Here is a 26,929-nt window from a genome sequence, read left to right as displayed (position 1 = left end):
AGCTAATCTTAACACACCTATTATTAAAACAAATTCTTATTTACACAATCTATACAGATATACCATAAAACCGGCCATCAGTTGTAAAAATTCTTTAATTTTATCTACAAACAGCAACATATTGCAACTAAATTAATTAATCTACCCAACAATATTTTAACCAATAAGAAAAATACCTAAAAGTAGGTAGTATAAAAAGTAGGTAGCCAAAAAAAATCAGGTATAAAAAAAGCCTATCCGGAACAGATAGGCTTAACCAAAATTGGCTTAAAACTAATATATTGAAACCTTTTGCGTAAAATGTTGATCAGCAGACTTAACGATAAAAGTTAATTCCCTACCATTTGCTTTATCGATGCTAAAAGTCTTTTTCAGCTTAGCTTTTCCTTCAAAAACATCTTCATAAAGCTTTTCGTTATTGCTGTTATAAATTTCTAAAGCTAAATCACCATAGTTTTTATCATCTAAACTTAATGTAACCAAGCCATCTTTGCTAAGCAAGGTCGGCTTAAAAAATGTTTTTATAACTGGCTCACCCAACTGTACTTTGCCATTTGCAATAACCACATTGTAAGTAGTCAAATCTGTAGCAGTTTCCAATTTAAAAGAATATTCGCCGTTAGGAAAAGCAGTTAAATCGTATGTTGTTGATGCTCCGGCATAAACATCCATGCTATTTTGATACAAAATACCTTCATTAGCACCAGAAACCGTTAAACTTAATCTTTGCGTTTTCTCATTAACAAATACAACAGATTTTTCTCTGCCCGCTTTAACTTTAAGTAGAAAGTTAACTTCTGCAGCTTGTGCAAAAACACTAGTTAATAATAATGAAGCAATTAGGGTGATTTTAAAAAGATTTTTCATGGCCAATTTTTATGAAAGGATTAAAATTGTTTTACACCACAAAAGTACTTATCACCACCAAGGGATTTTTATTGTATATTTTCTAATTTCTATGCAATATTACCTGTATATTTAAATTTAAAGACATGTATATTTAATTAAGCATAAAATATAGCTAATTTGTTGTTAAGGAAATATGAAAAACGTTAAACCCAGCTTTGAAATTGTTGAGCCTTCTTTTGGAAGTTCATTTTACTATTCAAAATATCAAGAGAACAGCAACAACAAAGCACATTTATGGCACTACCACCCAGAAATTGAGTTAGTTTTTGTAAATGGTGGCAGTGGCAAAAGGCAGATAGGTAGCCACATTTCTTATTACACCAATGGCGATTTAATTTTAATTGGCAGTAATTTACCTCATTGCGGTTTTACTGATGGTAGTACAGGGAATAAAAACGAAGTAGTTATACAAATGAAACCTGATTTTTTGGGTGCTGATTTTTTATCACTTAAAGAAACTCAAGGAATATCTAACCTCTTTGAAAAAGCAAAATACGGCATTGCCTTTGGCAAAGACACCATGAAACTTGTTGGTCCTATCTTAGAAAAAATGAATAACCTATGGTCTTTCGAAAAATTGTTGGCGCTTTTAAGTGTGCTAAAAGAACTTGAACAGGCTCCAGACTATAGTTTACTTAATGCACAAAGTTTTTCTATGGAAATGCAGGTACAGGATAACGACAGGATAAACATGGTTTTTAACTATATAAAGGACCATTTTTTAGAAGAGATAAACTTACAGCATGTTGCAGAAATGGCCAGCATGACCGTACCGTCTTTTTGCCGCTACTTTAAAAAAATTACCAAAAAAACCTTTACGCGTTTTGTAAACGAATACAGAATTGTGCATGCTTCTAAGCTTTTAGCCGAGAAGCAAATTAGTATTGCAAACGTTAGTTACGAAAGTGGCTTTAGAAATTTTAGCCATTTTAATAAACAGTTTAAAGATTTTACAGGCAAAAGCGCCTTGCAATACAGAAAGGAATTAAAGTCGATTGTTAAATAATTTGGTTGTAAGTTGTTTATTTACTTTGCTACAAGCACAGAATTTTGTTGAATAAACCTGATGGAAGTGAAAATCCTTTTTTGTTTTTTAGGCTGAGCTCTGGCAGACAACAAAAAAGATTGAAGCGAACAGCAGGACTACAGTTGCCGATTAACGCCAACCTAACATTTTCGAAAAAACACAAATCAAGTTTTATAGCCAAGAGGCAATTTTTCAACATTCCTTTTTTTCGACATTCCAAGCTCAACAAATTTTCCTATTTTCGTGCCAATGGAAAATTTTATTGTTTCGGCTCGTAAATATCGTCCGGCTACGTTTGAAACCGTAGTTGGGCAACAGCATATTACGGGCACTTTACAAAATGCCATTAAAAATAACCAGCTGGCGCAGGCTTTTTTATTTTGCGGACCGCGTGGTGTGGGTAAAACTACCTGTGCACGTATTTTGGCAAAAACTATAAACTGTACCAACCTAACACCAGAACAGGAAGCCTGTGGAACTTGCGAGAGTTGCGTTTCTTTCCAAACTGGCCACTCTTTTAACTTCCACGAATTAGATGCAGCATCGAATAATTCTGTTGACGATATTAGAAGTTTAATTGAGCAGGTTAGGATCCCGCCACAAGCTGGTAAATACAAAATCTATATCATAGATGAGGTTCACATGTTGTCGCAAAGTGCATTTAATGCATTTTTAAAAACGCTAGAGGAACCGCCTAGTTATGCTATTTTTATTTTAGCAACTACTGAAAAACATAAGATTCTACCAACCATTCTTTCTCGTTGTCAGATTTTTGATTTCAACAGAATACAGGTTGAAGATATAGCGAGCCATTTGACCAAAATTGCAGTTAGAGAAAATATTGCAGTTGAAGATGACGGCTTACATATTATTGCGCAAAAAGCTGATGGAGGTTTGCGTGATGCTTTATCTATGTTCGACCAGATTGTTAGTTACACCAATAGGAATGTTACCTATAAAGCTGTAATTGATAATTTAAACATTTTAGATTACGATTATTACTTTAAACTTACCGATTATTTAACGGCTGGAGATGTTAGCAATACCTTATTGTTGTTTAACGAAATTTTAAATAATGGTTTTGATGGTAACAACTTCATTAACGGCTTAGCTAGCCACTTTAGAAATTTATTGGTTGCTAAGGACGCTCAAACCGTGCAACTGCTGGAAGTGAGCGAAAACATTAAGCAAAAGTACTTATTGCAGAGCAAGGTGGCAGATTTAGGTTTTATCTTAACTGCGTTAAATTTGGCTAACCAATGCGATTTAGTTTACAAAAACAGTAAAAACCAACGGTTACAAGTTGAATTGGCACTGATAAAAATGTGCCATGTGCCTTCGGTTATTAATCTTGCAAGCCAACAAAATACAGCAACTGACGTAGATCAGGATAAAAAAAAAACTTTAATTAATACTGGTTCGGCAGTTGCAAAAACTGAAAATACAGAAGTTGAAAGTTTAAAATCTGCGGAGCAGAACAAAGAGGTTAAAGCTCCCACTATCACCGAAAAAGCTAAAGTTGAAGAATTACCAGATAGGCTAAATATTCCACTGCCTACGCAAGCGCCAACTGTTACAAGCATTCCAGGTTCTGTACCTACCACTGGCTCTATCAAGATTCAACCACTTGGCCAAAACAACGTTGCATCATTAATTCCATCTTTAACAGATTTAAAGAGTGCTGTTAGCGGCAACGAAGAGGATGAGCCAAAATATATTACGGGAGATGCAAAAGAACCTTTTACTTTAGAAAGATTATTGGAGGTTTGGGCTGTTTGTTCGCAAAAAGCAAATAGCAACGATAAAATTCACCTATATACCTTACTTACTTCTCACGAACCGATACTAAACGGCAACGAGATTACCGTTTTGGTTGAAAACCTTGCGCTCGAAAGCACTTTGCAGACCGAGAAAATTGACTTATTAAATTTTATTAGATCTGAGTTAAGGAATTTCGAAGTTGACATTGTATCTAAACGGACAACCAGTACCCACAAAAAACGGATTTATACCAATCCAGATAAATATGCTTACCTGCTTGATAAAAATCCGCAATTGGACGAAATGCGACGTAGGTTTAATTTAGACGTCAGTCCGTAGACGTTTTTCATTGATCGCTTTTCGGTTTTAGATAAAAACCGATAACCGGCAACTAATAAACGATAACTTTAAACACCTAACGCCTAAACGGCATTAGGTGCATCGTTTTTCGGATAACCCTCTTCATCCAGGTCGTCCCTATCGTCTTCTTCTGTTCTTGCTAATATTTCGTCTTCTGCACTCAGCAAAACGCTTTCGCCAGTGGTATCTACATGCATACCCAATTCTTCTAACTTGTCTTTTGCCTTGTCTTCATTGCTTGCATACTCGTCGCCTACGTAAGGGTTTGCTTCGTCGTAGGTCGAATCGTCGTCAATTGCACCAGTCGGTACGGTTTCGTACGGCATAGGATGATCATAATCCTTATCGTCTCCTTTTACGTCGAACTCGTAACTCTGCTTGTCCTTATCAAATGATAAATCGTTAAAATCTTTAGTTTCGCCAAGATCACTTGGGTGAAGCTTGTCGTGTGCTCCTTGCGGTTTTTGGTTTGGTTCAGTACTCATAGCCTTATCGTTTTATAGTATGAATAACCATTGGCTACAAAATTTGTTTTTAACCAAATTCTATTTACATTTAACTAAAAGATTAGTTTAAATTGAAACATCTCTTTAATGTTTTTCTATTCGCTGTTATTTATGGTGGCTATCTGCTACTTACCAACTTTTTATTTGGCAACGATAATTTGGTGGCAATAACGGGCAAAGCCTACTATAGAAACATCATTATAAAAAAAGAGTTGAGCAGCAGTCAGGATTCTATTGAAACTGCTGTGTTTACATTTAGATTGATGGGAAATAAAAAGTTCTTTAATCTTAAAATGGACATAGATAAAGTGCACCAAGGATTTAACGTTTTTGGCGGCGTGAATAAGGCGTTGAGTGACGCTAGCGAAGTGACTGTATCGATAAGAAAAGGCGAAGCTAATGAAGACTTACCCAAGGTTTATAAGGTTGTAGCAGATGGAGAAATTGTTTATGAGATTAAAAAGAAACCTGGTGACAATGCTGAAACATTTATTATGCTAGTCTTAATAGGCGTAGGCGGATTTGTTTTCTACTTGTTGGTAAACCGGAAACTGATCTAAGGTTTCGGTTGGTGAGTAACCAACGGATTGCCTGAAGATTGCTAACGTCAATTTTGGTCGCTTGACTAAAAACAGTATTTTAGAGGTCTTAACACAATGCAACTTGGCAATTACAAGATTATTTATTTTTGGAATTTTTTCTTTAGCGTTTGCAGCGTACATACTATTTACCAATCTATTATTTCCAGAAAATGCATTGTCAAAATTTAATGGTAAACTAGAAATATCTGATGTATCTATTGAAGATATAAAAATAAAAAGTCGTTATTCTCAAGAATATATTTCAAAGAGAGCTATCCTAAGATTTAGGTTGATAGGAAATAGTCAAAAATTTGAGTTATGGCAACCAATAGAATTAATTCACAATAACGACAATTCCATGGAAAAAATAAACCTCCTGCTTAAGCGTGCAGATGAGATAACGGTATGGATAAAGAAATCGGAAATTGGAGAAGATGTTGCACGTGTATACAAACTAGATGCAGACAGATTTAATGCATATAATCAAGACCAAGAGCCGAATAAGTCTTTTACGCTATTCTTCATCTTACTTTTAGCATCCATTGCCTTTTTCATCCTACACTTTTTGTTACCACAAGCAAAGTCTATGTTTTAAAACGGTGTTTACCTAAATCAATCGACATGTTAATCCTCCCCTTTACCCCCTCCAAATGGTGACATGTATTGCGCATAAACTATTCAAGAGGTTGGGCGTAGCGTGGTTTGCGACCACCCTCCTAAAAGAGGGGAATTATACGCTCAATTTCGCCTACTGGGTGGTTTCGCAACTAGCATCAATTATCAAATCGATTGGGTGTGATACCACCCTACAGATTGATTCAATAAAAAAGCCATCCCGATATTTTCGGGACGGCCTTACCTTTGTTGGCGAGGACGCCAATAAAGGAATTGATATTACAAACTCGCTAAAGCTTGATTTAAAGTTTCGCTAGGGCGCATTGCTTTGCCAGCTAACTCATCGTTTGGATGATAGTAACCGCCAATTTCCTGTGCCTTGCCTTGCGAAGCAATCAACTCTTCAGCAATTTTAGTATCGTTTTCTTTTAAAGCCTTTGCCAATGGAGCAAACTTGGCTTTTAAGTCGGCATCTTTAGTTTGTTTAGCCAATTCTTGCGCCCAATATAAAGCAAGGTAGAAATGAGAACCACGGTTATCAATTGTACCTAATTTTCTACCCGGAGATTTATCGTTCGCTAAAAACTGCGCATTTGCTTCATCTAATGCATCTGCCAAAACCTGTGCTTTTGCATTATCTTGCGTTTGTGCTAAATGCTCTAAAGAAGCTTGTAAGGCTAAAAATTCGCCTAAAGAATCCCAGCGTAAATAGCCTTCTTCAATAAATTGCTCAATATGTTTTGGAGCAGAACCACCAGCGCCGGTTTCGAACAAACCACCACCATTCATTAACGGAACAATAGATAACATTTTTGCCGATGTACCTAATTCTAAAATTGGGAATAAATCCGTTAAATAATCACGTAACACGTTACCTGTTACCGAGATGGTATCCTCTCCTTTTCTAATTCTTTCTAAGGTATATTTCGTTGCCTCAACCGGTGCAAGAATTTTGATATCCAAACCTGTGGTATCGTGATCAGCTAAGTACTTTTTCACTTTAGCAATAATTTGACTATCGTGCGCTCTATTTTCATCTAACCAGAAAACTGCTGGCGTAGCCGATAAACGAGCTCTGTTAACTGCTAATTTAACCCAATCCTGTATAGGAGCATCTTTAGTTTGGCACATACGGAAAATATCGCCTGCTTCAACTTTCTGATCGAAGAAAACTTTACCCTCAGCATCTGTAACACGAACTGTTCCGCTAGCTTTTGCTTGGAAAGTTTTATCGTGAGAACCATATTCTTCTGCCTTCTGCGCCATTAATCCAACGTTGGGCACAGAACCCATTGTAGTAACATCAAAAGCGCCATTTGCTTTACAATCATCTATAGTTGCGGTATAAACACCAGCGTAACAACGATCTGGAATTAAAGCCGTAGTATCTTGAGATTTACCGTCTTTATTCCACATTTGTCCCGAAGTACGGATCATTGCCGGCATAGAAGCATCAACAATAACATCAGAAGGTACGTGTAAGTTGGTAATACCCTTATCAGAATTTACCATAGCCAAAGCCGGACCATTTGCAATCGCCGCAGCCAAATCTGCTTCAACTTCAGCTTGTTTTGCATTGCCCGCAATCTTGGCGTATACATCGCCTAAACCGTTGCTGGTATCCACGTTAAGTTCTTTGAAAAGGTCTGCGTATTTGGCAAACACATCTGCAAAGTAAACTTCTACAATTGCACCAAAAATAAGCGGATCAGAAACCTTCATCATCGTTGCTTTTAAGTGCGCCGATAATAATGTTCCAGCCTCTTTGGTTGCAACAATTTCTTTAGCCACAAAAGCTTTTAAAGCCGATAAGCTTAAAGCCGAACAATCAATTACTTCTCCTGCCTTTAAATTAGCCAAACCTTTAAGTTCGGTTACAGCTCCATCCGCAGCAACAAATTCTATTTTAAATTGTGTAGCATTTTCAACGGTCAAAGATTTCTCCGATCCGTAAAAATCGCCTTCACTCATACTAGCCACACGCGTTTTAGAATCAGCGGACCAAGCACGCATTGAATGCGGATTTACTTTTGCGTAATTTTTAACCGCTTTTGGCGCTCTTCTGTCAGAGTTACCTTCGCGTAAAACCGGGTTTACTGCAGAACCTAATACTTTACCGTATTTAGCTTTAATGGCTTTTTCTTCTTCGCTTTGCGCATTATCAGGGTAGTTAGGCAAAGCATAACCTTGCGCCTGCAATTCTGTAATAGCACCTACCAATTGCGGAATTGAAGCAGATATGTTTGGTAGTTTAATGATGTTTGCCTCTGGCGTTGTAGCTAGTTGACCAAGCTCTGTTAAAGCATCACCTATTTTCTGATCGTCTTTTAAATATTCTGGGAAGTTTGCTAAAATTCTTCCTGCCAACGAAATATCTCTGGTTTCTACATCAATACCTGCCGATGCGGTAAAAGCTTGCACTATTGGTAATAAAGAATAGGTAGCCAACATTGGCGCCTCGTCTGTTTTGGTGTAGATAATCTTTGATGTATTTGACATAATTTGGTATTTATTTTTTGATAGGCCTTTATAAGCGCCCATAATGTTAAATCGGCTAAAGATAAAATAATCAGATGAATTTAAAGACATTGATTTGTTATTTTGGATGGCCACAAGTAAAATTTATGCTCTTATTTTATTTCGAAGCGCAAAGGTTGCCACCTGTAGGTTAAGCCAATCCCGCCAATGCTACAATCCCCGAAAAAGCTTGTGCCCCAAGCTTACTCACTGAAAAAAGCAACCAAATACATTGCTCAAGGCGGGGTATTTCCGCGTATGTCGGGGCTAGTTAAATAGGGCTTGTGCTTATGGGTCATTTTAGCCCTTGCTCAAATCATAGCATAGCAGAAAATGATCGGGAACGGCAGCATCCTCATCCTTGCCCCAAAGACGGAGATATGCATTTTGCTCAACACCACTTCTCTAAAGCCTGCGGATATTTTCGAGTTTACGGAGTGAGCTATTTTACGCTATCTTGTGCTGTTAGTAATTTGCATTGCCTTAAAACCTAAACCCGACCCTAGCGAGAAAGCCCGCATCCCGATTAAAATCGGGAGAGGACTTGAAGCGAGGGCGGGACTGCCGGTACAAAAGAACTCTTGCACCTTGGTTTTCAGATTATAATAGAAACTAATAATATAATTTTTCTGTTATAAATACCTAAATTTCACCTAGCTAATCTTAAAAATGATCTCGAGCAAAAACCTAATTTTAAAGCCGCTATCTGCCAGTCAATTGTTTAAATATATGGCGAATGACAATTCTTTAGAGCGAGAACTAAAATTAAACCCAACACCAAAAACCATTACGCAAGCAATTATAGCATCTATTGAAGAAACAATCTTACCAAACCTCAGCGACAGCGGTAAAAACCATCTATTCTCTACCTTGTGGGCCATAATTTTAAAGTCTGAAAGCCGAATGGTAGGCGATATTTGTTTCGTTGGCGAGCCAGATGTTGATGGAGAAGTGGAATTAGGCTACCTAACCTATGAGGCTTACAGAGGCAAGGGTTATATGACTGAGGCCATTGCATGCATTTTAGATTGGGCAAAGCGACAAGAGTTTGTAAAATCTGTTTTTGCGCAAACGGCGAAATCTAACCCGGCTTCTTACAAAATTTTAGAGAAAAACAATTTTGTTAAAGTTGGCGAAGACGACGAGCTTTATAATTGGAGGTTGATTTTTTAAGTCCTTAGCCAAAAACAACTTATCATTTTTGATGTTTAAAATGTATTAATTTAAACAGTAATCATGAAAAAACATTCCCTATTCATCCTTCCTATAGCCTCAGCGTTCTTATTTGCCTGCAACAGCAACTCAAACAGCCAGCAAACGGCGCAGAGCGATACTGTACAAACTGCAACAGGCAAAGAGCTGAATTTACCAGCGCCAGACGAAAAATCGTCTAAAAACAATTTTAGTAAAGTTATTGCTTGGCCAGCAGACAAGATGCCAACTGCGCCAGAGGGCTTTGTGGTTAGCAAGTTTGCCGATCAAATGAAAAGCCCGAGAAATATTGTTGTAGCACCTAATGGCGACATAATTGTAGTGCTCTCTAACTCAGAGCGTAGCGTTGCCGAACAAGCGGCAAACGCCATTTCCGGTAAAGCAAAGTCTGAGGTTTCTGGCAAAAGCGTAAATACGATTTTATTGCTTCGCGATGCAGATAAAGATGGTAAACCAGAATTAATCACCACGTTTTTGGCAGGTTTAAATCAGCCTTATGGCGTTGCTTTTATCAATAACTCGTTTTATGTAGCTAATACCGACGGTTTATGGCAATTCCCTTATCAACCAGGCGATACGGAAATTACCAAACCGGGTAAAAAAATTGTAGAACTTCCGGCCGGTGGTTACAACAACCATTGGACTAGAAATTTACTGGTTAATGCTGATAAATCTAAAATCTATATTTCTGTAGGTTCTGGAAGCAATGTTGGCGAAAACGGTATGGAGCACGAAGTTAGAAGAGCTGCCATTTTAGAGGTTAATCCGGATGGAACAGGCGAAAAAATTTATGGTAGTGGTTTACGTAACCCAGTGGGCATGGCTTGGGCGCCAGGAACCAATGCATTATGGACAGCCGTTAACGAACGCGATGGTTTGGGAGATGGATTAGTTCCGGATTATATTACAAGTGTTAAACAAGGTGGTTTTTACGGATGGCCATATTCTTATTTTGGCCAAAACGAAGATCCGCGTATGGCGGGTAAAAGTCCAGAATTGGTTAAAAAAGCTATTGTACCAGATGTGCCTCTTGGCTCGCACACCGCTTCGTTAGGTTTGGCTTTTTACACGGCTAACAAATTTCCTGCAAAGTATCAAGGCGGTGCATTTATCGGTCAGCACGGTTCTTGGAACAGCTCTAAGTTGGTAGGATACAAAGTTGCTTTTGTTCCTTTTAAAGATGGAAAGCCAACTGGAAAGGTAGAAGATTTTTTAACTGGCTTTATTGCTAACCCTGATAAGAGTTTGGTGTATGGCCGACCAGTTGGTGTTGCCCTTACCCAAGACGGTGCTTTATTAGTAGCAGATGACGTTAGTGGTGTGATTTGGAGGGTTGCAGCGAAGTAGAGTGATTTTCATTCTTTCATCCCTAGTTTAGAGGGATCTGCAAACTATTAGCTCGCCACCGCCAAATGGCTCTAACCTTTTCCTTGACGAATAGGTAACCAGAGATCAAGGCGGGCATAATCCGCTAGCATAACGCTTAACAACAATTTATTGCTTAAGAAAATAAGTTGGCCAGCCCCTCCTCTCTAACAAAAGGAGGGGTTTTCCTACTCAAAAGCGCAGGGCAGAAAGAACGGCGGGAGTAAAAATCGTTCCTACTTATGATATTAATCTGTTCCTATTAGTATTAATGAGCTAACTAAAAGCTTGATGTTTTGGGTACTTTGGCATCAAGACAAATTACCTTGCCCCGCCCCGCGGCAAAGAGCGAAAACAAGACGATATGTTATTACTGTTAAACAACAATCAATACCTTTGCCAAAATCCTTTATCATTTAAAAATATAAACGCTTGAGATATCTTTTTACCCTATTAGCAACGCTTACTTCAATTTATGCAAACGCCCAAGTAGATACCGTTAAAAAACTTAACGAAGTTGTAGTTAAAGGCTACAACAATCCGCAACAATTGTTGCGTTCGGCAAATAGTGTTGGCGTTTTAGACAGCAGTTTAATTGCTCGTCAGCCCAGCGCTTCTATGGTAAGTTTAATAAACAACATTGCGGGCGTTAGAATGGAAGAACGTTCGCCTGGAAGTTACCGCTTATCGTTACGTGGCAGTTTGTTAAGATCGCCGTTTGGGATTAGAAATGTTAAGATTTATATAGATGAGTTTCCCTTAACGGATGCAGGAGGCAACACCTACTCAAATCTTTTAGACGTTGCAGCCATAGGCGATATAGAAATTTATAAGGGTCCACAGGCAAGCAGTTTCGGCGCCAATACCGGCGGTGCGATTCTAATAAACACTGGGTTAAACGCTACAAATTTTGCTGAGATAAACTTAAATGCTGGTAGCTACGGTCTTTTTCACCAAACGGCAAAGGTGCAACAAGCGTATAAAAACTATAAATTTTCGGTAACGCAAGGTTATCAAAGAAGTGATGGCTACCGTGAAAATAGTGCGCTTGAAAGAATGTACTTTCAAACCAAACATCAATGGGATTATAATGAACGAGGTAGCTTAAATGCTTTTGTTTTCTATAGCGATTTAGGTTATCAAACCCCTGGTGGTTTAACGGCGCAACAATTTGCCGAAAATCCAAAATCGGCCCGACCAGCTACTGCAACTTTGCCAGGAGCGGTTAGTCAGCAAGCCGGCATTTATAACAAAACCATATTTGCTGGAATAAGCCATCAGTACAAGCTAAATGAACAACTAAAACATGTAGTTTCGGTTTTTGGATCTTATACAGATTTTAAAAACCCGTTTATTACCAACTACGAAAAACGTTTGGAAAACACCTTAGGCCTAAGAAGCTTTTTCGACTATACCATAGGTAACGAAGATTTTAAAAGTAAGCTGCAAGCAGGAGTTGAAACAGCCAGCACTGCTACAGATTTTAAAAATTTTGGAAATAATGGCGGTTCACCAACTGCTTTAAGGGTGGATGATGACCTGAGGGCAAACCAAACATTCGCATTTTTACAGGTAAATTTTGATATCAGCAATCGTTGGTTAGTTGAAATTAGCACAAGCTTAAACTTTTATAATTATCGTTATCAATCTCATTTCCCTATAGCAATTGCCGAGCAAAAGCGAGCTTTCAAAACCAAACTTATGCCCAAACTGGCAACTTCCTATTTAATCACTAAGAATTTCTCTGCCAGAGCATCGGTGGCCAAAGGTTACTCTCCTCCTACCCTTGCCGAGGTTCGCCCATCAGACAATATCATTAACACGGAACTTAATGCAGAAGCTGGCTGGAATTACGAGGGTGGTTTGAGATTTGAATCAACTGATAAAAGATTTTACGTTGATGCAAATCTTTTCTATTTCGGATTGGAAGAAACCATCGTCCGCAGGCTTAACGTTAACGATAATGAATATTTTATTAATGCAGGTGGCACAAAACAATTTGGTGCAGAATTACAAACTGCATTATGGCTCTTAAAAAACAATGATGCGACCGGAATTTTAAGTGGTATTCAGCTACGTAACAGTTATACCTACAGCAATTTCAAGTTTAGCAACTTCAACGGCACCGAAGGCGATTTTGCCAATAACAAATTAAGTGGCGTACCAGCACATGTGCTAACCAGTGGCATAAATCTAGACTTTAAAATGAACATCTACTTTTACGCTCAACACTATTTTACTGCGGCGCTTCCGCTTAATGATGCCAATACGGCTTTTGCAGAGCGATATCATTTGTTAGAATTAAAAGCCGGAATTACCCAGATAAAACTTGGCAAAACTCAATTGGGTTTTAACGTTGGAATCAACAACCTACTTAACGAAAGTTACAGCCTAGGCAACGACTTAAACGCCGTTGGCAACCGATATTTTAATCCTGCTGCAAAGCGTAATTTCTACACCGGGATAAGTGTAAAGCTGTAACAGAACTCGTTTATTCTGCTACAGCTTTTCATAATTTAATTTGCAACTTCTAAGGTTGGCACGTTTAACTCGTTAACAACAATCTCGGTACTAAAACGCCTGGTACCATCCTTAGCTTCGTAATGGTTGGTTTGCAATCTACCTTCAATAGAAAACCTGGTTCCCTTTTTAATCTGTTCAATTGCTTCATCCGCCTTTGCGTTCCAAAAAGTTAACGAAAACCATTGCGTTTTTTTCACTTCCTCGCCCATGGCATTTTTAAAATATTCGTTAACGGCCATACTTACGCGGGCTAGTTTTTGGTTGTTTGCCAATGTTCTAATTTCTGCATCAGCACCTGCACAGCCGCTTAATACTACTTTGTTAATTGCACTTTCCATGATCTTTAAATTTAAGTTTCTAATTTTTAACGAACAGTAGCCACCACGACTACCGACAGGACAAAGTTGCAAACATGGCAAAAAATTATTCGGAGGTTACACGCTTATATCCGTATATACACGGATAATACACCCTACAGCTGACTTGGTTAACGTTTTTTATTCGATATTTTTAGTAAGTTTAGGTAATCATCCCGTAAATTACCGAGGTAAGCTATGGAAAATTTCTGTTTAGACTGCAATACTTTGCTTAGAGGCAGAGTAGATAAAAAATTCTGTGACGACCAGTGCAGAAGTAATTACAATAACAAGCTCAAAGGCAAAGACCAAGCTGTAGTTAAAGAAATTGACCAAATCCTTAAGCGAAACAGAAAAATTTTAGCGTCGAAAAATCCAACAGGAAAAACTAAAGTTAAGAGGAGCGCTTTAACAGATAAGGGTTTCAATTTCAACTATCATACGCACACTTACGAAACCCAAAAAGGAACAACTTACATTTTTTGTTATGAATATGGTTATCTTCTATTAGAAAATGAGGATGTTTTATTGGTAAAAAGGGAGGAAAAGTGATGGATGAAAATAAGATTTGGAGTGCATCCGCAGTATTGCATAACGGTAAGCGCAGAATTGCAATTTATTTTAAAAAGGATGTAGATTTAATAAACAGAGTACAAATTAAAAGTCCTTTTGATGATCTATAATTTTTAAATACATTTATATTTAGGATGACTGATACCAGACCTATCCGTAGTAAACAAGAAGGATATGTCTGAAAATGTCAGACTTATACACAAGTTGGTAGCAATGCAATGACAGTACTTAACGACATAACTAAACTTGACAACTACGAAGACGAAGTCATCTTTGACGTAGTTCTAAAACTTGAAAAGTCATTTGGCTTAAAGTTTGAGAAAGATGCTTTCTACAATGTCCAAACATTTGGCGACCTATGCGACATTTTTACAACCAAACTTCAAGGAGACAATTCAGACGACTGCACAACCCAACAAGCATTTTATAAAGTTCGCAATGCAATTGCATCTACCCAACTTATAGACGCAAAAACAATAACCTTAGACACCAAATTGCAAGACATCTTTCCAAAAGATAATCGTATACAAAAAATCAAAGAATTTCAGGACGAATTAAATATAACCCTAAAAATCTTGGACATTAAATCTTGGTTTGGTTGGACAATATTTATTGGCATTGTGGCTTCGCTTATTACCTTCTTCTTTAAGTGGCAATTTGCTATAACAGGTTTATTGTTCTTTATTACTATTGGTTGGACAGCATATAAATTCTTTGCAAAAGAGTTTGAGATTAATACAGTACGACAGTTGACAGAAAAACTCGTCACAGAAAATTACGTTGCTGTTAGACGAAGAAAAGGAACAATCAACAGACAAGAAATTTTAGCCATTATCGTTGACACTTTTAGCAATGACCTTGACATAGACAAGGCATATTTGACAAGAAATGATAAATTTAGTTGGGCGACATAAAAGCACTGCTACCAACAAGGGCTTTGCGTCAGGCGGGCTGAAGTGCAAAATTCAACAGCAGTTTTTCAATTAAACATTAGTAATAATATCGGCTTTTGTGCTCCGAAACCCGCCCGAACGCAAAGCCCCAAAACGTTAGCCGTAATTTTTGACCAAAAATGCTTAATCAAAACGACATCCAAGATAAAACCCTAAATTTTGCAAAAACTGACGAAAGAATCAGAGCTGTTCTTCTTAACGGTTCAAGAGCAAATCCTAACGTAACTCCGGACAAATATCAAGACTTTGACATTGTTTTTATCGTTAAAGATTTCGACTATTTTTTAACTAACAGAAACTGGATTAATATATTCGGAAAGCCTATTTTACAACAACTTCCTGATGAAATGGAATTGGGAAAAAGAAGTAAATGATGAACATTTTTCTTTTGGATTTCTAATGATTTTTGAAGACCAAAACAGAATTGACCTAACCTTGTTTCCGTATGAAAAGATTCAAACAAACTTTAAAATTGACAGTTTAACCATTGTTTTGCTAGACAAAGACAACCTGTTTAAAAATATTCCCCAACCATCTGATAAACATTATCATATTGCAAAACCAACTCAACGAGAGTTTTCTGAAGTATGCAATGAATTTTGGTGGTGTATAACAAATGTTGCAAAAGGCTTGAAACGAGAAGAATTAATTTATGCAAAAGATATGTTGGAAAATGTAGTAAGACCAATGTTTTGGCAAATTATCGAATGGAATATCGGGAATGAAAATAATTTCAAAGTTTCTGCTGGTAAATCTGGAAAGTTTGCTGAAAAGTTTATACCCGAATTTCTTTATGAAAATATTTTAAAAACTTATTCCGATTCTAACATCGAAAACAATTGGAACTCTTTAGAACTTATGGCTAAAATATTTACGAAACAACAAGAGAAATTAGCTAAAGGATTAAACTTAGAAATCAACTCGGAAGAAGCCAAAAATTCATTGGAGTACATAAGAAAAATACGAACCGAATAAAAACTACGGCTAACAAGGTATTGCTGCAATGGGGGCTGACGAGCAGACTTCAACAGTTGTGCTACTATGAAACTCTAGTACTAAATTCGGCTGACGGTTTCCAAATTCCCCCACCGCGGCAATACCCGAACCGTTAGTGGCAACCATAAAACGACATACCAACGAATAGACACAAGTTGAAACAAACAGCATTTTATATCGGACTGACTTTAGTTGCAATTAGCTTTATTGCTTGTGTTGTAAGCTTCTATCTTTTAGCTTTTGGAATACCGACATTCTTAGCTGGAACAATATTTATTTTTCTTTCCAAGCAGAATATTAACATAAAATTGCTTTCGACATTAACCCCATTAATTTTATACGTTCCATCAACTTTATTATTCTTGTATGCTCACAATTATTCGACACCAAAGACAATTTTAATTCCAAAAAACTTTGAAGGAAATTTACGAGTTGTATATGAAAAAAATTGTGGGCGCAATTATGACAAAACGGATGGCATAAACACATTGACTTTCCCCGACAATGGAATATTGATCCTAAACGAAGACTTCGACAGACACGTTAATTACGACTATTATTTGGTTGACGAATTAGGCAACCGAACTAAAATATCGCAAATACTTAACTTTAAAGACAGAATTCAAAAACGACCGTGTGTTTTAGTTGGTGGTTCGGGCACAATTGGACAGACGATAGAAGCCAATTCAACAAATTACGTAGAAAAAGAAATAACCTTTTCGGACTTTTATATTTACAACAATGACACCGTTGACAGAAATGATTTTAAGAGCCAACAAAAATTTGACTCATTGACAACAGCAATCGTAAACCAATGCAGACAAAAATAATGGCAACCACTAACACGGGTTTTGCGTCAGGCGGACTGACGTGCAAACTTGTAGTTTAGTGCCTCTATTGAACTTTAGTAATAATTTGAAACTTTGTGCTCCGAAACCCGCCCGAACGCAAAGCCCAAAAACGTTAGCGGTCAGGCTATAACAACCAATCATCAACAGACAGAATGAGAGAACAAATAGACAATTTATTTAACAACGTAGACGAAAAACCACTTTTCTACATTGAGAGTGGAAGCCGACTTTGGGGCATAGCAAGTCCTGATAGTGATTATGATGTTCGTGGTTTTCATCTTCAATCAAAGAAACAATATTTCGACTTCAAAAAACACCGTGACATTATTGAAGTTATGGACGGTGATTTCGACTTTGTTTCCTACGACATTGACAAAATGTTTGGACTTTTAGTGAAAAGTAACCCTACAGTTTTTGAATGGATAAGAGCAAATATTGTTTATTTCAACGAACTTCCCGAATGGACAACCTTTCAGCAAGACATAATTAAGAATTTTGATTTTAAAGCATTGTTTCATCATTACGTTTCGCTTGCGAAAGGAAACATCAACTTAATGGAAACAGGAAAAAAATTTACTTACAAGACTGCGTTTTATTGTATTCGTGGACTTTTATCGGCTGAGCTTGCAACAAAACAAATCATTCCAGAGCTTTTAATTGACAACCTTTTTAATCAGTTCGACAACGACAATGAAGTTTTAAAGATTGCAAAAGACAGTTTGGAAAGAAAAAAACAACAAACAGAAAAAGAAGAAGTTTTAGAAAGCGACAAGCAAAAAATACTTAAAGCAATTAACGACTTTACAAGACGACTTGAAAACAAAGCACCTGAAAGTAGTAACAACAGACAAAAACTTGAAGGTATTTTGACAGAATATAGTTTTAACTTAAAAACAAAAATATACGGACAATGAAAGCCCGAACCGCTAACATCGGTTTGGCAATATGGCGACTGAAGTGCTTCTATGAAACATTTGTGCAAGGTTCAACGGCAGTAATTCTATTGAACTTTTGTGCTAAAAATCCGCCACATTGCCAAGCCGAAAAACGTTGTCCGCAATTTTAAAAAATCACGCCAAATATGGGAATAACAATTCACTTTGAAGGAAAACTTAAAGATGAGGAACATTACAATTTGCTTATAAAAAGAGTGGTTGAATATTCTGAGTTTCACAATTGGACTTTTTTTGAATTCCAAAATGAATTTAAAAAATTAGAAAGGGTAAAAAACGAAGAAGATTGGGATTATGTAGGCACAACAAAAGGCATTCAAGTACAACCACACGAAAATTCCGAACCATTAATTTTTGAGTTTGATAAAGATTTGTACATTCAAGAATATTGTAAAACTCAATTTTCTAATATTGAAACTCATATTAAAATTATAGATTTATTAAATGTTATTGAAAATTATTTTTCAAATCTTGAAATTTTTGATGAAGGCGATTATTGTGAAACAAAAAATGAGATCTTATTAAAAGAACATTGGGACAATTTTTTTACAGCAATGGACGAAGCTATTGAAGAGAATAACAATTTGCAAGGACCGTTTAAACTTGAAAATGGTAGAATAATAGACTTAATGTGAAAAAAAACTGCGTACAACAAGGGTTTTGCAATAGTGGGGCGAAACTGCAAAGTCCAAGGGTAGTTCTTCGGTTCAATTTTTGTGCAAAATTGAAGATTTGTGCTTCGATTGCTCAACCATCGCAAAGCCCCGAAACGTTATGCACCATTTTAGAACGACCCTACACAAGACAAAGTGACGACAGAAAAACGATACGAAATATTAAGTTCATTGCCGACATACGGACCAATGTACATTCCCGTGACAGACAACGGAGAGCCTTTTTATTCCGAGGGATTTCCTGTTCGCTTTTACAAGACAGACGGAACTGAATGGATTGCCAACTTTCAACCTGGTTGGACAGACTTAAAACAAGTATTAGAGTTTGAGAAAACCCAAAACTTGTTGGTTATAGCCTGTGGAACTTGTTATATAATGAACCCAAACGACACAAAACCAATTCAAGTTTTTGGAGTTGGTTTTTCAAATATTTTTAAAGCAAATAAAGACAGACTTTTATTGCAAGACCAAACAGACTTGACTATTATTGAGCCTGACGGAACACGTTGGAACACGGAAAGAATTTCGTGGGACGGATTGGCTGAAATTAAAGTTGAAAATAATTTGGTGTCAGGACTTGCGTATAACCCAATGCACGATGCAGACGAATGGGTTGAGTTTAAATATAACCTTGACGCCAAAATTTTGACAGGTGGGAGTTACTATTCATTTGAGAACAAAAAACCTTGGTGGAAAATATGGTAACAGAAAAGTTTGCTTGCCCTTGTTGTGGCTACAAGACATTTAGAGAACAACCTAATGGCTCATATGACATTTGTCAAGTTTGTTTTTGGGAAGACGACCCAATTCAACTTAACGACCCTAATTATGAAGGTGGTGCAAACCGAGTTTCACTAAGACAAGGACAAAGGAATTTTATTGAATTTGGTGCTTGCGAACGAGAGATGATTAGAAATGTGAGACAACCAACAAAGGACGAGCAACGAGACGAAAATTGGAACCCATTAGAATAAAAACGGTGCATAACAGCAGTTTGGCAAAATGGCGGGTTCAGTGCTAAATTCAACAGCAGCTTTTCGATTGAACTTTTGTGCAAAACTGAACATTTGTGCTTAGATTTCCGCCACTTCGCCAAGCTGCAAACCGTTGGCAGCCATAATAACGGACACAGCGTAAACAATGAGAGATAAACTGAACATCATTTTCAAACCATTCATCCTAACACTTGTCGGACTGACTGTTGGTTACACATTAATCCATTGGACACTTTTTATTGAACTGAACCTCTTTTCGCTAAAAGAGATTATCACAAATTTTGGTATCCCTATCGTGCTGACAGGTTTAGCAGCTTGGTTTTTCTTACGACCTAAATTCAAAATTCTAAACCTTGAAGCAAAACGTGGAAATTGGCGGGACTTTTACAGTTTTATCGCTTGGATTGCTCTGACAATTCCGTTGATAATTGCACAAGAGTATATCGTAACAGCGACAGGAAAACTTACCGAACTAAATTCCATTAAAGAAATCAACAACTCAGCATCGACAAAATACTACTCTTTAAAAACATACTACATTGACAAGCGAGCTATTGGGGTTCATTCAGCATTTGACGTAAGTGGAAAACACAATGACCGTTTTAATATGCACATTTATGTTGCAATGCCAATTTTTGAAAGCAAAAATGATACTTTAACAAAAGAGCCATTAGGTTGGTTAGGTGTAGAATATTACAAGTCAATCAGTAACCGACTTGAACAAAATGAGAAAGAAGAAAAATATCAGGAGTTTGCGAATGAAAGTCAAAAAGACTTTGACAACAAAAATGTTTCAGAGTTTGTGTATTTAGACAGAATTGGCAATTCTGACGACAAGGACGGATATATTGAAGCAATCAAACAAAATCCAAATTACAAACCTAGCAAAATAATTTTAGTTGGAGTTAATGAACCATTTGAAGCAAGGAACGGAAAAAAATTACAATGGATTTTTGGTTCGGCTCTTATTGGTTCATTAGTTTGGTTAATTATGTTGCTCATTCCAAAAATTGACCAAAAACAACTTGAAAGAATAAAAGCAGGTAAACCAGACAAGGCAGCACAAAAAGAAATGCAAGAATTTCTTGACTTCCTTAAACCCAAAGAAGGTTACTTTATTACACCTATACTTATTTACATCAACATCGGAATTTTTCTTTTAATGACAGTAATGGGCTTAGGTTTTATCTCTTTCAAAGGACAAGACTTATTGAATTGGGGAGCTAATTTCAGACCGTTAACAACAGAAAGGCAATGGTGGCGTTTGCTTACAAGCACATTTTTACACGGTGGACTAATGCACTTATTAGCCAATATGTATGGACTTTTGTTTGTCGGTATTTTCTTAGAACCACTACTTGGACGGACAAAATATTTAATCGCATATTTACTGACAGGAATTTTAGCAAGTGTAGCAAGCCTTTGGTGGTATGACGCAACAATTAGTGTTGGAGCTTCGGGAGCTATATTTGGTCTTTACGGAATTTTCCTTGCATTACTTCTGACAAAAGTATTTCATCCTGACTTTGCAAAATCGTTTCTAATAAGCACAGCTATTTTCGTTGGTTTTAACTTGCTTATGGGACTGACAGGTGGTATTGACAATGCGGCTCATATAGGCGGACTTTTGAGCGGATTTATAGTTGGACTAATTTTATACCCAACATTAAAACGACAAAGTGAAAACGAATAGACAAAAAATTACGGCTGCCAACATCGTATTGGCAATAGGCGGGCTGAACGGCTTCGTATCAACGGAAGTGCAAAATTCAACTTTCGTTCTTCGTATCAGCCTTAGTGATAAAAATCCCGCCCATCGCCAATACGAAAACCGTTACCTGCTATTATTGCAGAACGATACAACTAACACTGACAAGTAATGAAAGGACAAAATACATTTACTAGTTCTCAAATCCTGATAATCAAAAAACTTATTGCAGAAAAAGTTATATCTACACCCGGCAAACAAAAAGGAATTCGAGGAAAAATCCGAAAAATTGGTTTTCATTATTCCGACTTTAGTTCAAAAAAAGATGGCTACACGGTTGCAGACTTTGAAGAACTTATTCTTTCAGGGCAAATTAAAATTAGTGGCGGAAGTTACAAACACGAAGTAAATACAACGGCTAAAATTATTGAAAAACCAATAATAGTTGAGAACAAAATTCATGTAATTCAAAAATCAAAAGGTTTAAAATCAAATCTTGATATTTTTAAATTAAATCGCTTCGACCCTAAAACAGACAGCGAAACAATTATTGCAAATAGTTCGGGCAACTATATTTTGTGTTTAAAGAAAAATTCAAATCTATCTACAGTTTCAATCAAACCCGTTCTGACAAGTTTTGACGGACTACAAGTAATTTATACAGGAATTGCAGGTGGCAGTTTACGGACAAGAGATTTTAGACAACATTTTAAAGGTAACAATGCAGGACGCTCTACACTTCGTAAAAGTTTAGGTGTATTATTTGGCTACAAGCAAATTCCAAGAGACAGCGACCCAACAACAGGTAAGACGAAATTCAGTATTGAAGACGAACAGAAATTATCAGAATGGATGCTTAACAATCTGATGATGTATTTTTTGCCAACATCAGACTTTAGCAACATTGAAGTAGAATTAATAAATCACTTCAATCCACCATTAAACTTAAAAGACAATAGCAACATTATAAACTTTGATTTAAGACGTTTGCTTTCGAACTTGCGGTCTAAAAAAAATTAACGAAACACAAAATGAAAAATATAACAGCAGGTAACAAGGGTTTTGCAATAGTGGGGCGAAACTGCAAAGTTCAACGATTGTTCTTCGGTTCAACTTTTGTGCAAAATTGAAGTTTTGTGCTTCGATTGCCCCACCATCGCAAAGCCCCGAAACGTTAGCCGTAATATTAACAAACCAACCAACTGATAAAAGAGAATGATACCAAAATTTTTAGAGGAATTTAAAGACAAACTTGAAAAGTTCAGACTTGAAAGTATAAAGATAAAAGCAACGCCAATTAGTGAAGAAGAAAAATTAACTTTTACGCAAAGTAAATTTTTAGGAAAACCATATTTACCAAACACAATTGACTACCCAAAGGACAAATTAGGTAATCCAATGATACTTTTGGCACAAATCAACTTTGCAGAAACACCACATCTCAAAAATTATCCAACTGACGGGATTTTACAGTTTTTTATTTCATCTACTGAATGGTATGATATGGACGATTATAAAATTCTTTTTCATCCATATGTCGAAAACGAATATCAAACAGATTTCTCATTTTTAACTGAGAAACTGTATGAAGAAAGCCCAGTTTATAGAGAACATAAATTGGCTTTTGAAAAAGCTGTTGAATACGGAGGATATGAAGATTTTAGATTTGATATGGACTTCAATGGAGAAAGTTATTATGAATATCAAGAAAAATTAACTGACGAACAAAAAGCTGAAATGGACAAAATCTTAGAAGGAGCTGGACATAAAATTGGTGGATATGCTTATTTCACACAATCAGACCCAAGAGATTATAATAACAGTCAAAAAGACGAAATTCTTCTTTTACAGATTGACACCGACGAAGAAATTATGTTTGGCGACTCTGGTGTCGGAAATTTATTCATTAATCCCAAAAGTCTAAAAGAAAGAGATTTTGACCAAGCGTGGTTTAATTGGGACTGCTGTTAAAATGAACCCGAAAAAATACTACGGCTAACAAGGGTTTTGCAATAGTGGGGCGAAACTGCAAAGTTCAAGGGTAGTTCTTCGATTTAACTTTTGTACAAAATTGAAGTTTTGTGCTTCTATTGCCCCACCATCGCAAAGCCCCAAAACGTTATAGCCAATACTAAAAAACACTACATCAATGGACAATACCAAGAAAATAGTAACTCAATTTCCGCTGATACAGCTTTGGACAGACAATGAAAGTGTTTTCGCAAAACGAGAAAAATACTTAACGGTAGACAATGTCCAAGAAACCTTAAAAAAATATCCTGTTGAGTTCGTCATTGCGGACGTAGGAAAAAAATTAGAATGGATTAGCTACGATAAATCTTTTGACTTTTGGAAAACGGAGCTAAAAGCACACTTGGCTGACGACATTAACGATATCAAGCTTGATAAATTTCTTGACAATTACGCTTATGTTGCAAGTGAGTGGACAGGAGAAATTGAAACACCAATTATACTCTTAGAAAAATATCATTAGACAATGGCTGACAACTATCAAGAAAATAAAAAACTAATACAGGCTTGGAAAGAAGCGTCAAAAGACCTTGAAATTCAAATTGAAACACCTTTTTTGTTGAAAATAGACAATAAAGAAATAAAATATGATTTACTTATCAAAAGTTTCGGCAGTAAATTCGGAACGCTGATAATTACAACGGACGATATGAGTGATTTTGATAAAGGAGAAAAATTTGGCTTTTATTGTTCTGCATTAAATCCATTTCATTACAACAAATACGATAAAGAAAATTATATTGAAACATTGACAGACTGGGGCTATTATGGACAACCAGAAAGTAAACCCAAATGGTATGAAGGACGTATTTACAATAACGAAAAATAAAAGCACTGGCTATAACAAGGGTTTTGCAATAGTGGGGCGAAACTGCAAAGTTCAACAGTTGTTCTTCGGTTCAACTTTTGTGCAAAATTGAAGATTTGTGCTTCGATTGCCCCACCATCGCAAAGCCCCGAAACGTTGGCGGTCATTGTAAAAGACGACACCGAAACAAATAAACGAACAGACAAAGAAAAAATGCCATTTACATTCTCACATCCAGCAATCGTTTTACCTCTGACATACCTGCCGAAAAAATGGTTTTCGCTGACTGGACTTGTAATTGGTAGTTTGACACCAGACTTTGAATATTTTTTAAGAATGAGAATTAAGAGTAATTACAGCCATACAATTGACGGACTTTTTTGGTTTGACTTACCACTTGGACTTTTACTTGCATTTTTGTTTCATAACATAGTTCGTGACAGACTATCCGACAACTTGCCGATATTTTTAAAATCACGATTTTCGACTTTTAAGAATTTTGATTGGAACAGACACTTCAAACAAAATTGGTTAGTGGTGACAATATCAATTTTAATAGGAGCCGCTTCTCACATTTTTTGGGACAGTTTTACTCACGACCACGGTTATTTTGTTCAGACAATTCCAGCATTACAAAACTCGGTTGCCTTTTTAGGCAGACAAATTCCAATCTTGAAAATATTGCAACATTCTTCGACTTTACTCGGTGGACTTGTAATTGCTTTTGCCATTTATAAACTACCGACAAACAAGACTGAGAATGAAAACATAAATTTGAAATACTGGACGATTTTCGCAGGTTTGACTTTGACAATTATTGGGACACGACTTTTATACGGGCTTGACATCAGAAAATACGGAAATGTAATTGTAACAAGCATTTCAGCGACAATAATTTCATTAATTTTGACATCATTAATAATGAAAAGAAATAAAAACTGGCTATAACATCAGGTTGGCATAGGCGGGCTGACGTGCTTCGATTGGACCAAAGCGCAAAGTCCAACATCCGTTCTCCGATTAAGCTTTTGTGCAAAATTAAAGATTTGTGCTTCTATTGCCCCACCATCGCAAAGCCCCGAAACATTACCAGCAATTTTAAAATCCGACCGTCTGACTAAATCGAAACAATGGAATTAAGACAAGAAATAGAACCCGATTTTGAAACTGCAGAGAAAATTTATCCTGAAGTATTAAAACTTATTTTGACATACACCGACTATAGTGACGAAAATGGAGACGATGACAACGCTGAATATCAAAGATTAGAAAATACGCTTCACAAGATGACAGGAAAAGATATGTCACAATTTAATCTTTGGGAATGGTGGGAAGAAGACGGAGCCGAAAATTTAGCATTTGACATTAGTTTACCTGACGCAAAACAAGTAAGTAAGATAACCCAAGCTGAACTAAGCGAAATTGTTAGGCGAATTAAGACTTACGAAATTCCAGACGAAGAGGATAAAAGCTTCAAATCTATCTTTTATAATCATACCACTTTTGGAAATGGCTATTTTGGTAAATTCCTAGAAAAGAATTTTAACACTTACGATTATAAGTTATTTCAAAGAAATAAAGACAAACAAGGCAACTACTTTGAATATAGTCAAGATGAAATAGTCGAAAAAATCTGGAATAAAGGAAACTACAAATAAAAAACTGTTGCTAACAAGGATTTACCATCGGTAATCGCTTCGCCGTTTGCGGTAGGCGGTGTGATGTGAAAAATTCAATAATTTGTTATAAATTAGGCTAATACACCTAAAAAAACATATTATGGAAAGACGAAAATTTCTTTTAGCGACAATTCTTGCAATGCCATTTACAGCCTTTGCAAAATTCAATCTTTTTGGGCAAGCTGATGCGACTAAAAATCCGAAAAAAGGCTTTGTAGTAAAAGCCGACGAAAGTAGATTTTTCGCAAAAAAAACCTCAGCCAAAGACACTTATGGTCGCTGCATGGTATCTTCAGTAGACACAGATAATCAATTGTACATAAGTGCTGGTTCTAATTTATCAAATAAGGAAATTGGTGGGCCAGCATTGCATATTCATTACAAAGACGACGAAATATTTTATGTGGTATCGGGTGAATTCCTTATACAAATAGAAGACGAAATATCCCTTATCAAAAAAGGTGATACCGTTTTTATACCAAGAGGAACTAAGCACACTTTTGCAAATCATATCAAGGACAATCCAGGAGAACTCTTAACAATCCATCAACCAATATCAACAGAACTAGAAAAATTCTATGACGTTTTTTGTCACAATGGATACATGAATGAAGCGCAAATGAGCAAACAATTTTCACCAGAAGAACTTAAATTGCTTTTTGCGAATAATGCCTTCGTAGGACAGCCAATTGACATAGAATTAGCATTGAAAAATCTGAAAAAATAAAAACACAGCAGGCAGGTGTTGCCAAAAGCTAGCTGAAAGGCTCCGTCTGCATTCAGAAAGGTAAAATTAACTTTTTGAGAGGAATAGAGCTTTTAGGGATAACCGACTACAATGAGATACAGGAATTTAAGAAAATTGCGACTAACAATGGTTTGGCTTCGGTAAGGGCTTAGTCGGTTGCAATTTGATGCGAAACAGCAAAATACAACAGCGGTTTTTCAATTGAACCTTTTAATAATATTGGCTTTT

Annotated in this window: 29 protein-coding genes; 25 read left to right on the top strand and 4 right to left on the bottom strand. The window is 36.5% G+C overall.

The genetic code is table 11. The annotated features are described in order from the left end of the window. Nucleotides 1-273: 273 nt before the first annotated feature. Entirely contained in the window at nucleotides 274-867 is a 594-nt protein-coding gene (locus tag DUT69_RS06145) for a hypothetical protein (RefSeq protein ID WP_162796196.1), read from the bottom strand. Between the two features lie 175 nt (nucleotides 868-1,042). Between DUT69_RS06145 and DUT69_RS06140 the strand changes: the two genes are divergently transcribed. Together DUT69_RS06140 and DUT69_RS06130 are read left to right on the top strand one after the other, a co-directional pair. Continuing rightward, nucleotides 1,043-1,915 carry an AraC family transcriptional regulator gene (locus tag DUT69_RS06140; protein WP_113652216.1) on the top strand — a complete coding sequence of 291 codons (873 nt, stop codon included), beginning with the start codon at nucleotides 1,043-1,045 and terminating at the stop codon, nucleotides 1,913-1,915. 270 nt (nucleotides 1,916-2,185) lie between these two features. Then, complete coding sequence (locus DUT69_RS06130; protein WP_113652214.1) at nucleotides 2,186-4,036, top strand: DNA polymerase III subunit gamma/tau; 1,851 nt, start codon at nucleotides 2,186-2,188, stop codon at nucleotides 4,034-4,036. Between the two features lie 83 nt (nucleotides 4,037-4,119). Here the strand turns inward: DUT69_RS06130 and DUT69_RS06125 are convergent, their stop codons facing one another. Continuing rightward, nucleotides 4,120-4,542: a hypothetical protein gene (locus tag DUT69_RS06125; RefSeq protein ID WP_113652213.1), complete on the bottom strand. Its 423-nt coding sequence runs from the start codon at nucleotides 4,540-4,542 to the stop codon at nucleotides 4,120-4,122. A 92-nt stretch (nucleotides 4,543-4,634) separates the two neighbouring features. Here DUT69_RS06125 and DUT69_RS06120 point away from each other — a divergent pair, with 92 nt between their 5' ends. Both DUT69_RS06120 and DUT69_RS06115 read left to right on the top strand, forming a co-directional pair. Continuing rightward, nucleotides 4,635-5,123: a hypothetical protein gene (locus DUT69_RS06120; protein ID WP_113652212.1), complete on the top strand. Its 489-nt coding sequence runs from the start codon at nucleotides 4,635-4,637 to the stop codon at nucleotides 5,121-5,123. 103 nt (nucleotides 5,124-5,226) lie between these two features. Further along, nucleotides 5,227-5,739 carry a hypothetical protein gene (locus DUT69_RS06115; protein WP_162796195.1) on the top strand — a complete coding sequence of 171 codons (513 nt, stop codon included), beginning with the start codon at nucleotides 5,227-5,229 and terminating at the stop codon, nucleotides 5,737-5,739. Nucleotides 5,740-6,038: 299 nt separating this feature from the next. On the opposite strand, the gene DUT69_RS06105 is transcribed toward DUT69_RS06115, so the two are convergent. Further along, nucleotides 6,039-8,258: an NADP-dependent isocitrate dehydrogenase gene (locus tag DUT69_RS06105; RefSeq protein WP_113652540.1), complete on the bottom strand. Its 2,220-nt coding sequence runs from the start codon at nucleotides 8,256-8,258 to the stop codon at nucleotides 6,039-6,041. A gap of 687 nt (nucleotides 8,259-8,945) precedes the next feature. On the opposite strand from DUT69_RS06105, the gene DUT69_RS06100 reads away from it, so the two are divergent. The 3 genes from DUT69_RS06100 to DUT69_RS06090 all read left to right on the top strand — a co-directional run bounded on the left by DUT69_RS06100 (nucleotide 8,946) and on the right by DUT69_RS06090 (nucleotide 13,334). Next, nucleotides 8,946-9,449 carry a GNAT family N-acetyltransferase gene (locus DUT69_RS06100; protein WP_113652209.1) on the top strand — a complete coding sequence of 168 codons (504 nt, stop codon included), beginning with the start codon at nucleotides 8,946-8,948 and terminating at the stop codon, nucleotides 9,447-9,449. A 63-nt stretch (nucleotides 9,450-9,512) separates the two neighbouring features. After that, the gene (locus DUT69_RS06095; protein ID WP_113652208.1) at nucleotides 9,513-10,835 is read left to right on the top strand and encodes a PQQ-dependent sugar dehydrogenase; all 1,323 of its coding nucleotides are present in this window, start codon (nucleotides 9,513-9,515) and stop codon (nucleotides 10,833-10,835) included. 450 nt (nucleotides 10,836-11,285) lie between these two features. Beyond that, nucleotides 11,286-13,334: a TonB-dependent receptor gene (locus tag DUT69_RS06090; RefSeq protein ID WP_113652207.1), complete on the top strand. Its 2,049-nt coding sequence runs from the start codon at nucleotides 11,286-11,288 to the stop codon at nucleotides 13,332-13,334. Between the two features lie 35 nt (nucleotides 13,335-13,369). Here DUT69_RS06090 and DUT69_RS06085 read toward each other — a convergent pair whose 3' ends face one another. Next, a complete protein-coding gene (locus DUT69_RS06085) occupies nucleotides 13,370-13,714 on the bottom strand; it encodes a single-stranded DNA-binding protein (RefSeq protein ID WP_113652206.1) in 345 nt (114 codons plus the stop codon). A 216-nt stretch (nucleotides 13,715-13,930) separates the two neighbouring features. On the opposite strand from DUT69_RS06085, the gene DUT69_RS06080 reads away from it, so the two are divergent. The 18 genes from DUT69_RS06080 (at nucleotide 13,931) to DUT69_RS06000 (ending at nucleotide 26,680) form a co-directional block, all read left to right on the top strand. After that, nucleotides 13,931-14,284 (top strand): hypothetical protein, encoded by a 354-nt coding sequence (locus DUT69_RS06080; protein ID WP_113652205.1) that lies wholly within the window; start codon nucleotides 13,931-13,933, stop codon nucleotides 14,282-14,284. Nucleotides 14,285-14,523: 239 nt separating this feature from the next. Continuing rightward, nucleotides 14,524-15,219 carry a hypothetical protein gene (locus DUT69_RS06075; RefSeq protein WP_113652204.1) on the top strand — a complete coding sequence of 232 codons (696 nt, stop codon included), beginning with the start codon at nucleotides 14,524-14,526 and terminating at the stop codon, nucleotides 15,217-15,219. 158 nt (nucleotides 15,220-15,377) lie between these two features. Further along, a complete protein-coding gene (locus tag DUT69_RS19350) occupies nucleotides 15,378-15,632 on the top strand; it encodes an aminoglycoside 6-adenylyltransferase (protein WP_205314216.1) in 255 nt (84 codons plus the stop codon). Continuing rightward, entirely contained in the window at nucleotides 15,601-16,233 is a 633-nt protein-coding gene (locus tag DUT69_RS06070; RefSeq protein ID WP_205314215.1) for an aminoglycoside 6-adenylyltransferase, read from the top strand. The genes DUT69_RS19350 and DUT69_RS06070 overlap by 32 nt, the downstream gene beginning before the upstream one ends. Before the next feature lie 176 nt (nucleotides 16,234-16,409). Beyond that, on the top strand, nucleotides 16,410-17,084 hold the full coding sequence (locus DUT69_RS19535; protein ID WP_113652203.1) for a DUF6843 domain-containing protein: 675 nt from the start codon (nucleotides 16,410-16,412) through the stop codon (nucleotides 17,082-17,084). A gap of 173 nt (nucleotides 17,085-17,257) precedes the next feature. Next, nucleotides 17,258-18,019, top strand: a complete 762-nt coding sequence (locus tag DUT69_RS06060; protein WP_113652202.1) for a nucleotidyltransferase domain-containing protein — start codon at nucleotides 17,258-17,260, stop codon at nucleotides 18,017-18,019. A 167-nt stretch (nucleotides 18,020-18,186) separates the two neighbouring features. Further along, nucleotides 18,187-18,693, top strand: a complete 507-nt coding sequence (locus tag DUT69_RS06055) for a hypothetical protein (RefSeq protein WP_113652201.1) — start codon at nucleotides 18,187-18,189, stop codon at nucleotides 18,691-18,693. 174 nt (nucleotides 18,694-18,867) lie between these two features. Beyond that, nucleotides 18,868-19,437, top strand: coding sequence for a hypothetical protein (locus tag DUT69_RS06050; RefSeq protein WP_162796193.1), 570 nt, complete (start codon nucleotides 18,868-18,870; stop codon nucleotides 19,435-19,437). Further along, the gene (locus tag DUT69_RS06045; RefSeq protein ID WP_113652199.1) at nucleotides 19,431-19,706 is read left to right on the top strand and encodes a CPCC family cysteine-rich protein; all 276 of its coding nucleotides are present in this window, start codon (nucleotides 19,431-19,433) and stop codon (nucleotides 19,704-19,706) included. Before DUT69_RS06050 ends, DUT69_RS06045 begins: the two co-directional genes overlap by 7 nt. A gap of 166 nt (nucleotides 19,707-19,872) precedes the next feature. Then, the gene (locus DUT69_RS06040) at nucleotides 19,873-21,420 is read left to right on the top strand and encodes a rhomboid family intramembrane serine protease (protein ID WP_113652198.1); all 1,548 of its coding nucleotides are present in this window, start codon (nucleotides 19,873-19,875) and stop codon (nucleotides 21,418-21,420) included. After that, nucleotides 21,407-21,607: a hypothetical protein gene (locus DUT69_RS06035; protein WP_205314214.1), complete on the top strand. Its 201-nt coding sequence runs from the start codon at nucleotides 21,407-21,409 to the stop codon at nucleotides 21,605-21,607. Before DUT69_RS06040 ends, DUT69_RS06035 begins: the two co-directional genes overlap by 14 nt. Further along, the gene (locus tag DUT69_RS06030) at nucleotides 21,607-22,455 is read left to right on the top strand and encodes a GIY-YIG nuclease family protein (protein ID WP_113652197.1); all 849 of its coding nucleotides are present in this window, start codon (nucleotides 21,607-21,609) and stop codon (nucleotides 22,453-22,455) included. Before DUT69_RS06035 ends, DUT69_RS06030 begins: the two co-directional genes overlap by 1 nt. Nucleotides 22,456-22,650: 195 nt before the next feature. Continuing rightward, nucleotides 22,651-23,406 carry a YwqG family protein gene (locus DUT69_RS06025; RefSeq protein ID WP_113652196.1) on the top strand — a complete coding sequence of 252 codons (756 nt, stop codon included), beginning with the start codon at nucleotides 22,651-22,653 and terminating at the stop codon, nucleotides 23,404-23,406. A gap of 178 nt (nucleotides 23,407-23,584) precedes the next feature. Further along, the gene (locus DUT69_RS06020; RefSeq protein ID WP_113652195.1) at nucleotides 23,585-23,929 is read left to right on the top strand and encodes a hypothetical protein; all 345 of its coding nucleotides are present in this window, start codon (nucleotides 23,585-23,587) and stop codon (nucleotides 23,927-23,929) included. 3 nt (nucleotides 23,930-23,932) lie between these two features. Next, the gene (locus DUT69_RS06015; RefSeq protein WP_113652194.1) at nucleotides 23,933-24,295 is read left to right on the top strand and encodes a hypothetical protein; all 363 of its coding nucleotides are present in this window, start codon (nucleotides 23,933-23,935) and stop codon (nucleotides 24,293-24,295) included. Nucleotides 24,296-24,382: 87 nt separating this feature from the next. After that, nucleotides 24,383-25,222 (top strand): DUF4184 family protein, encoded by an 840-nt coding sequence (locus tag DUT69_RS06010; protein ID WP_205314213.1) that lies wholly within the window; start codon nucleotides 24,383-24,385, stop codon nucleotides 25,220-25,222. 182 nt (nucleotides 25,223-25,404) lie between these two features. Beyond that, entirely contained in the window at nucleotides 25,405-25,932 is a 528-nt protein-coding gene (locus DUT69_RS06005) for a hypothetical protein (RefSeq protein WP_113652193.1), read from the top strand. Between the two features lie 121 nt (nucleotides 25,933-26,053). Next, entirely contained in the window at nucleotides 26,054-26,680 is a 627-nt protein-coding gene (locus DUT69_RS06000; protein WP_113652192.1) for a cupin domain-containing protein, read from the top strand. Nucleotides 26,681-26,929 lie beyond the last annotated feature (249 nt).

The organism is Pedobacter namyangjuensis (assembly GCF_003313325.1).
Lineage (GTDB): Bacteria > Bacteroidota > Bacteroidia > Sphingobacteriales > Sphingobacteriaceae > Pedobacter > Pedobacter namyangjuensis.
Note: the sequence above shows the minus strand (reverse complement) of the source record. Positions and strands in the feature narration are given on the sequence as shown.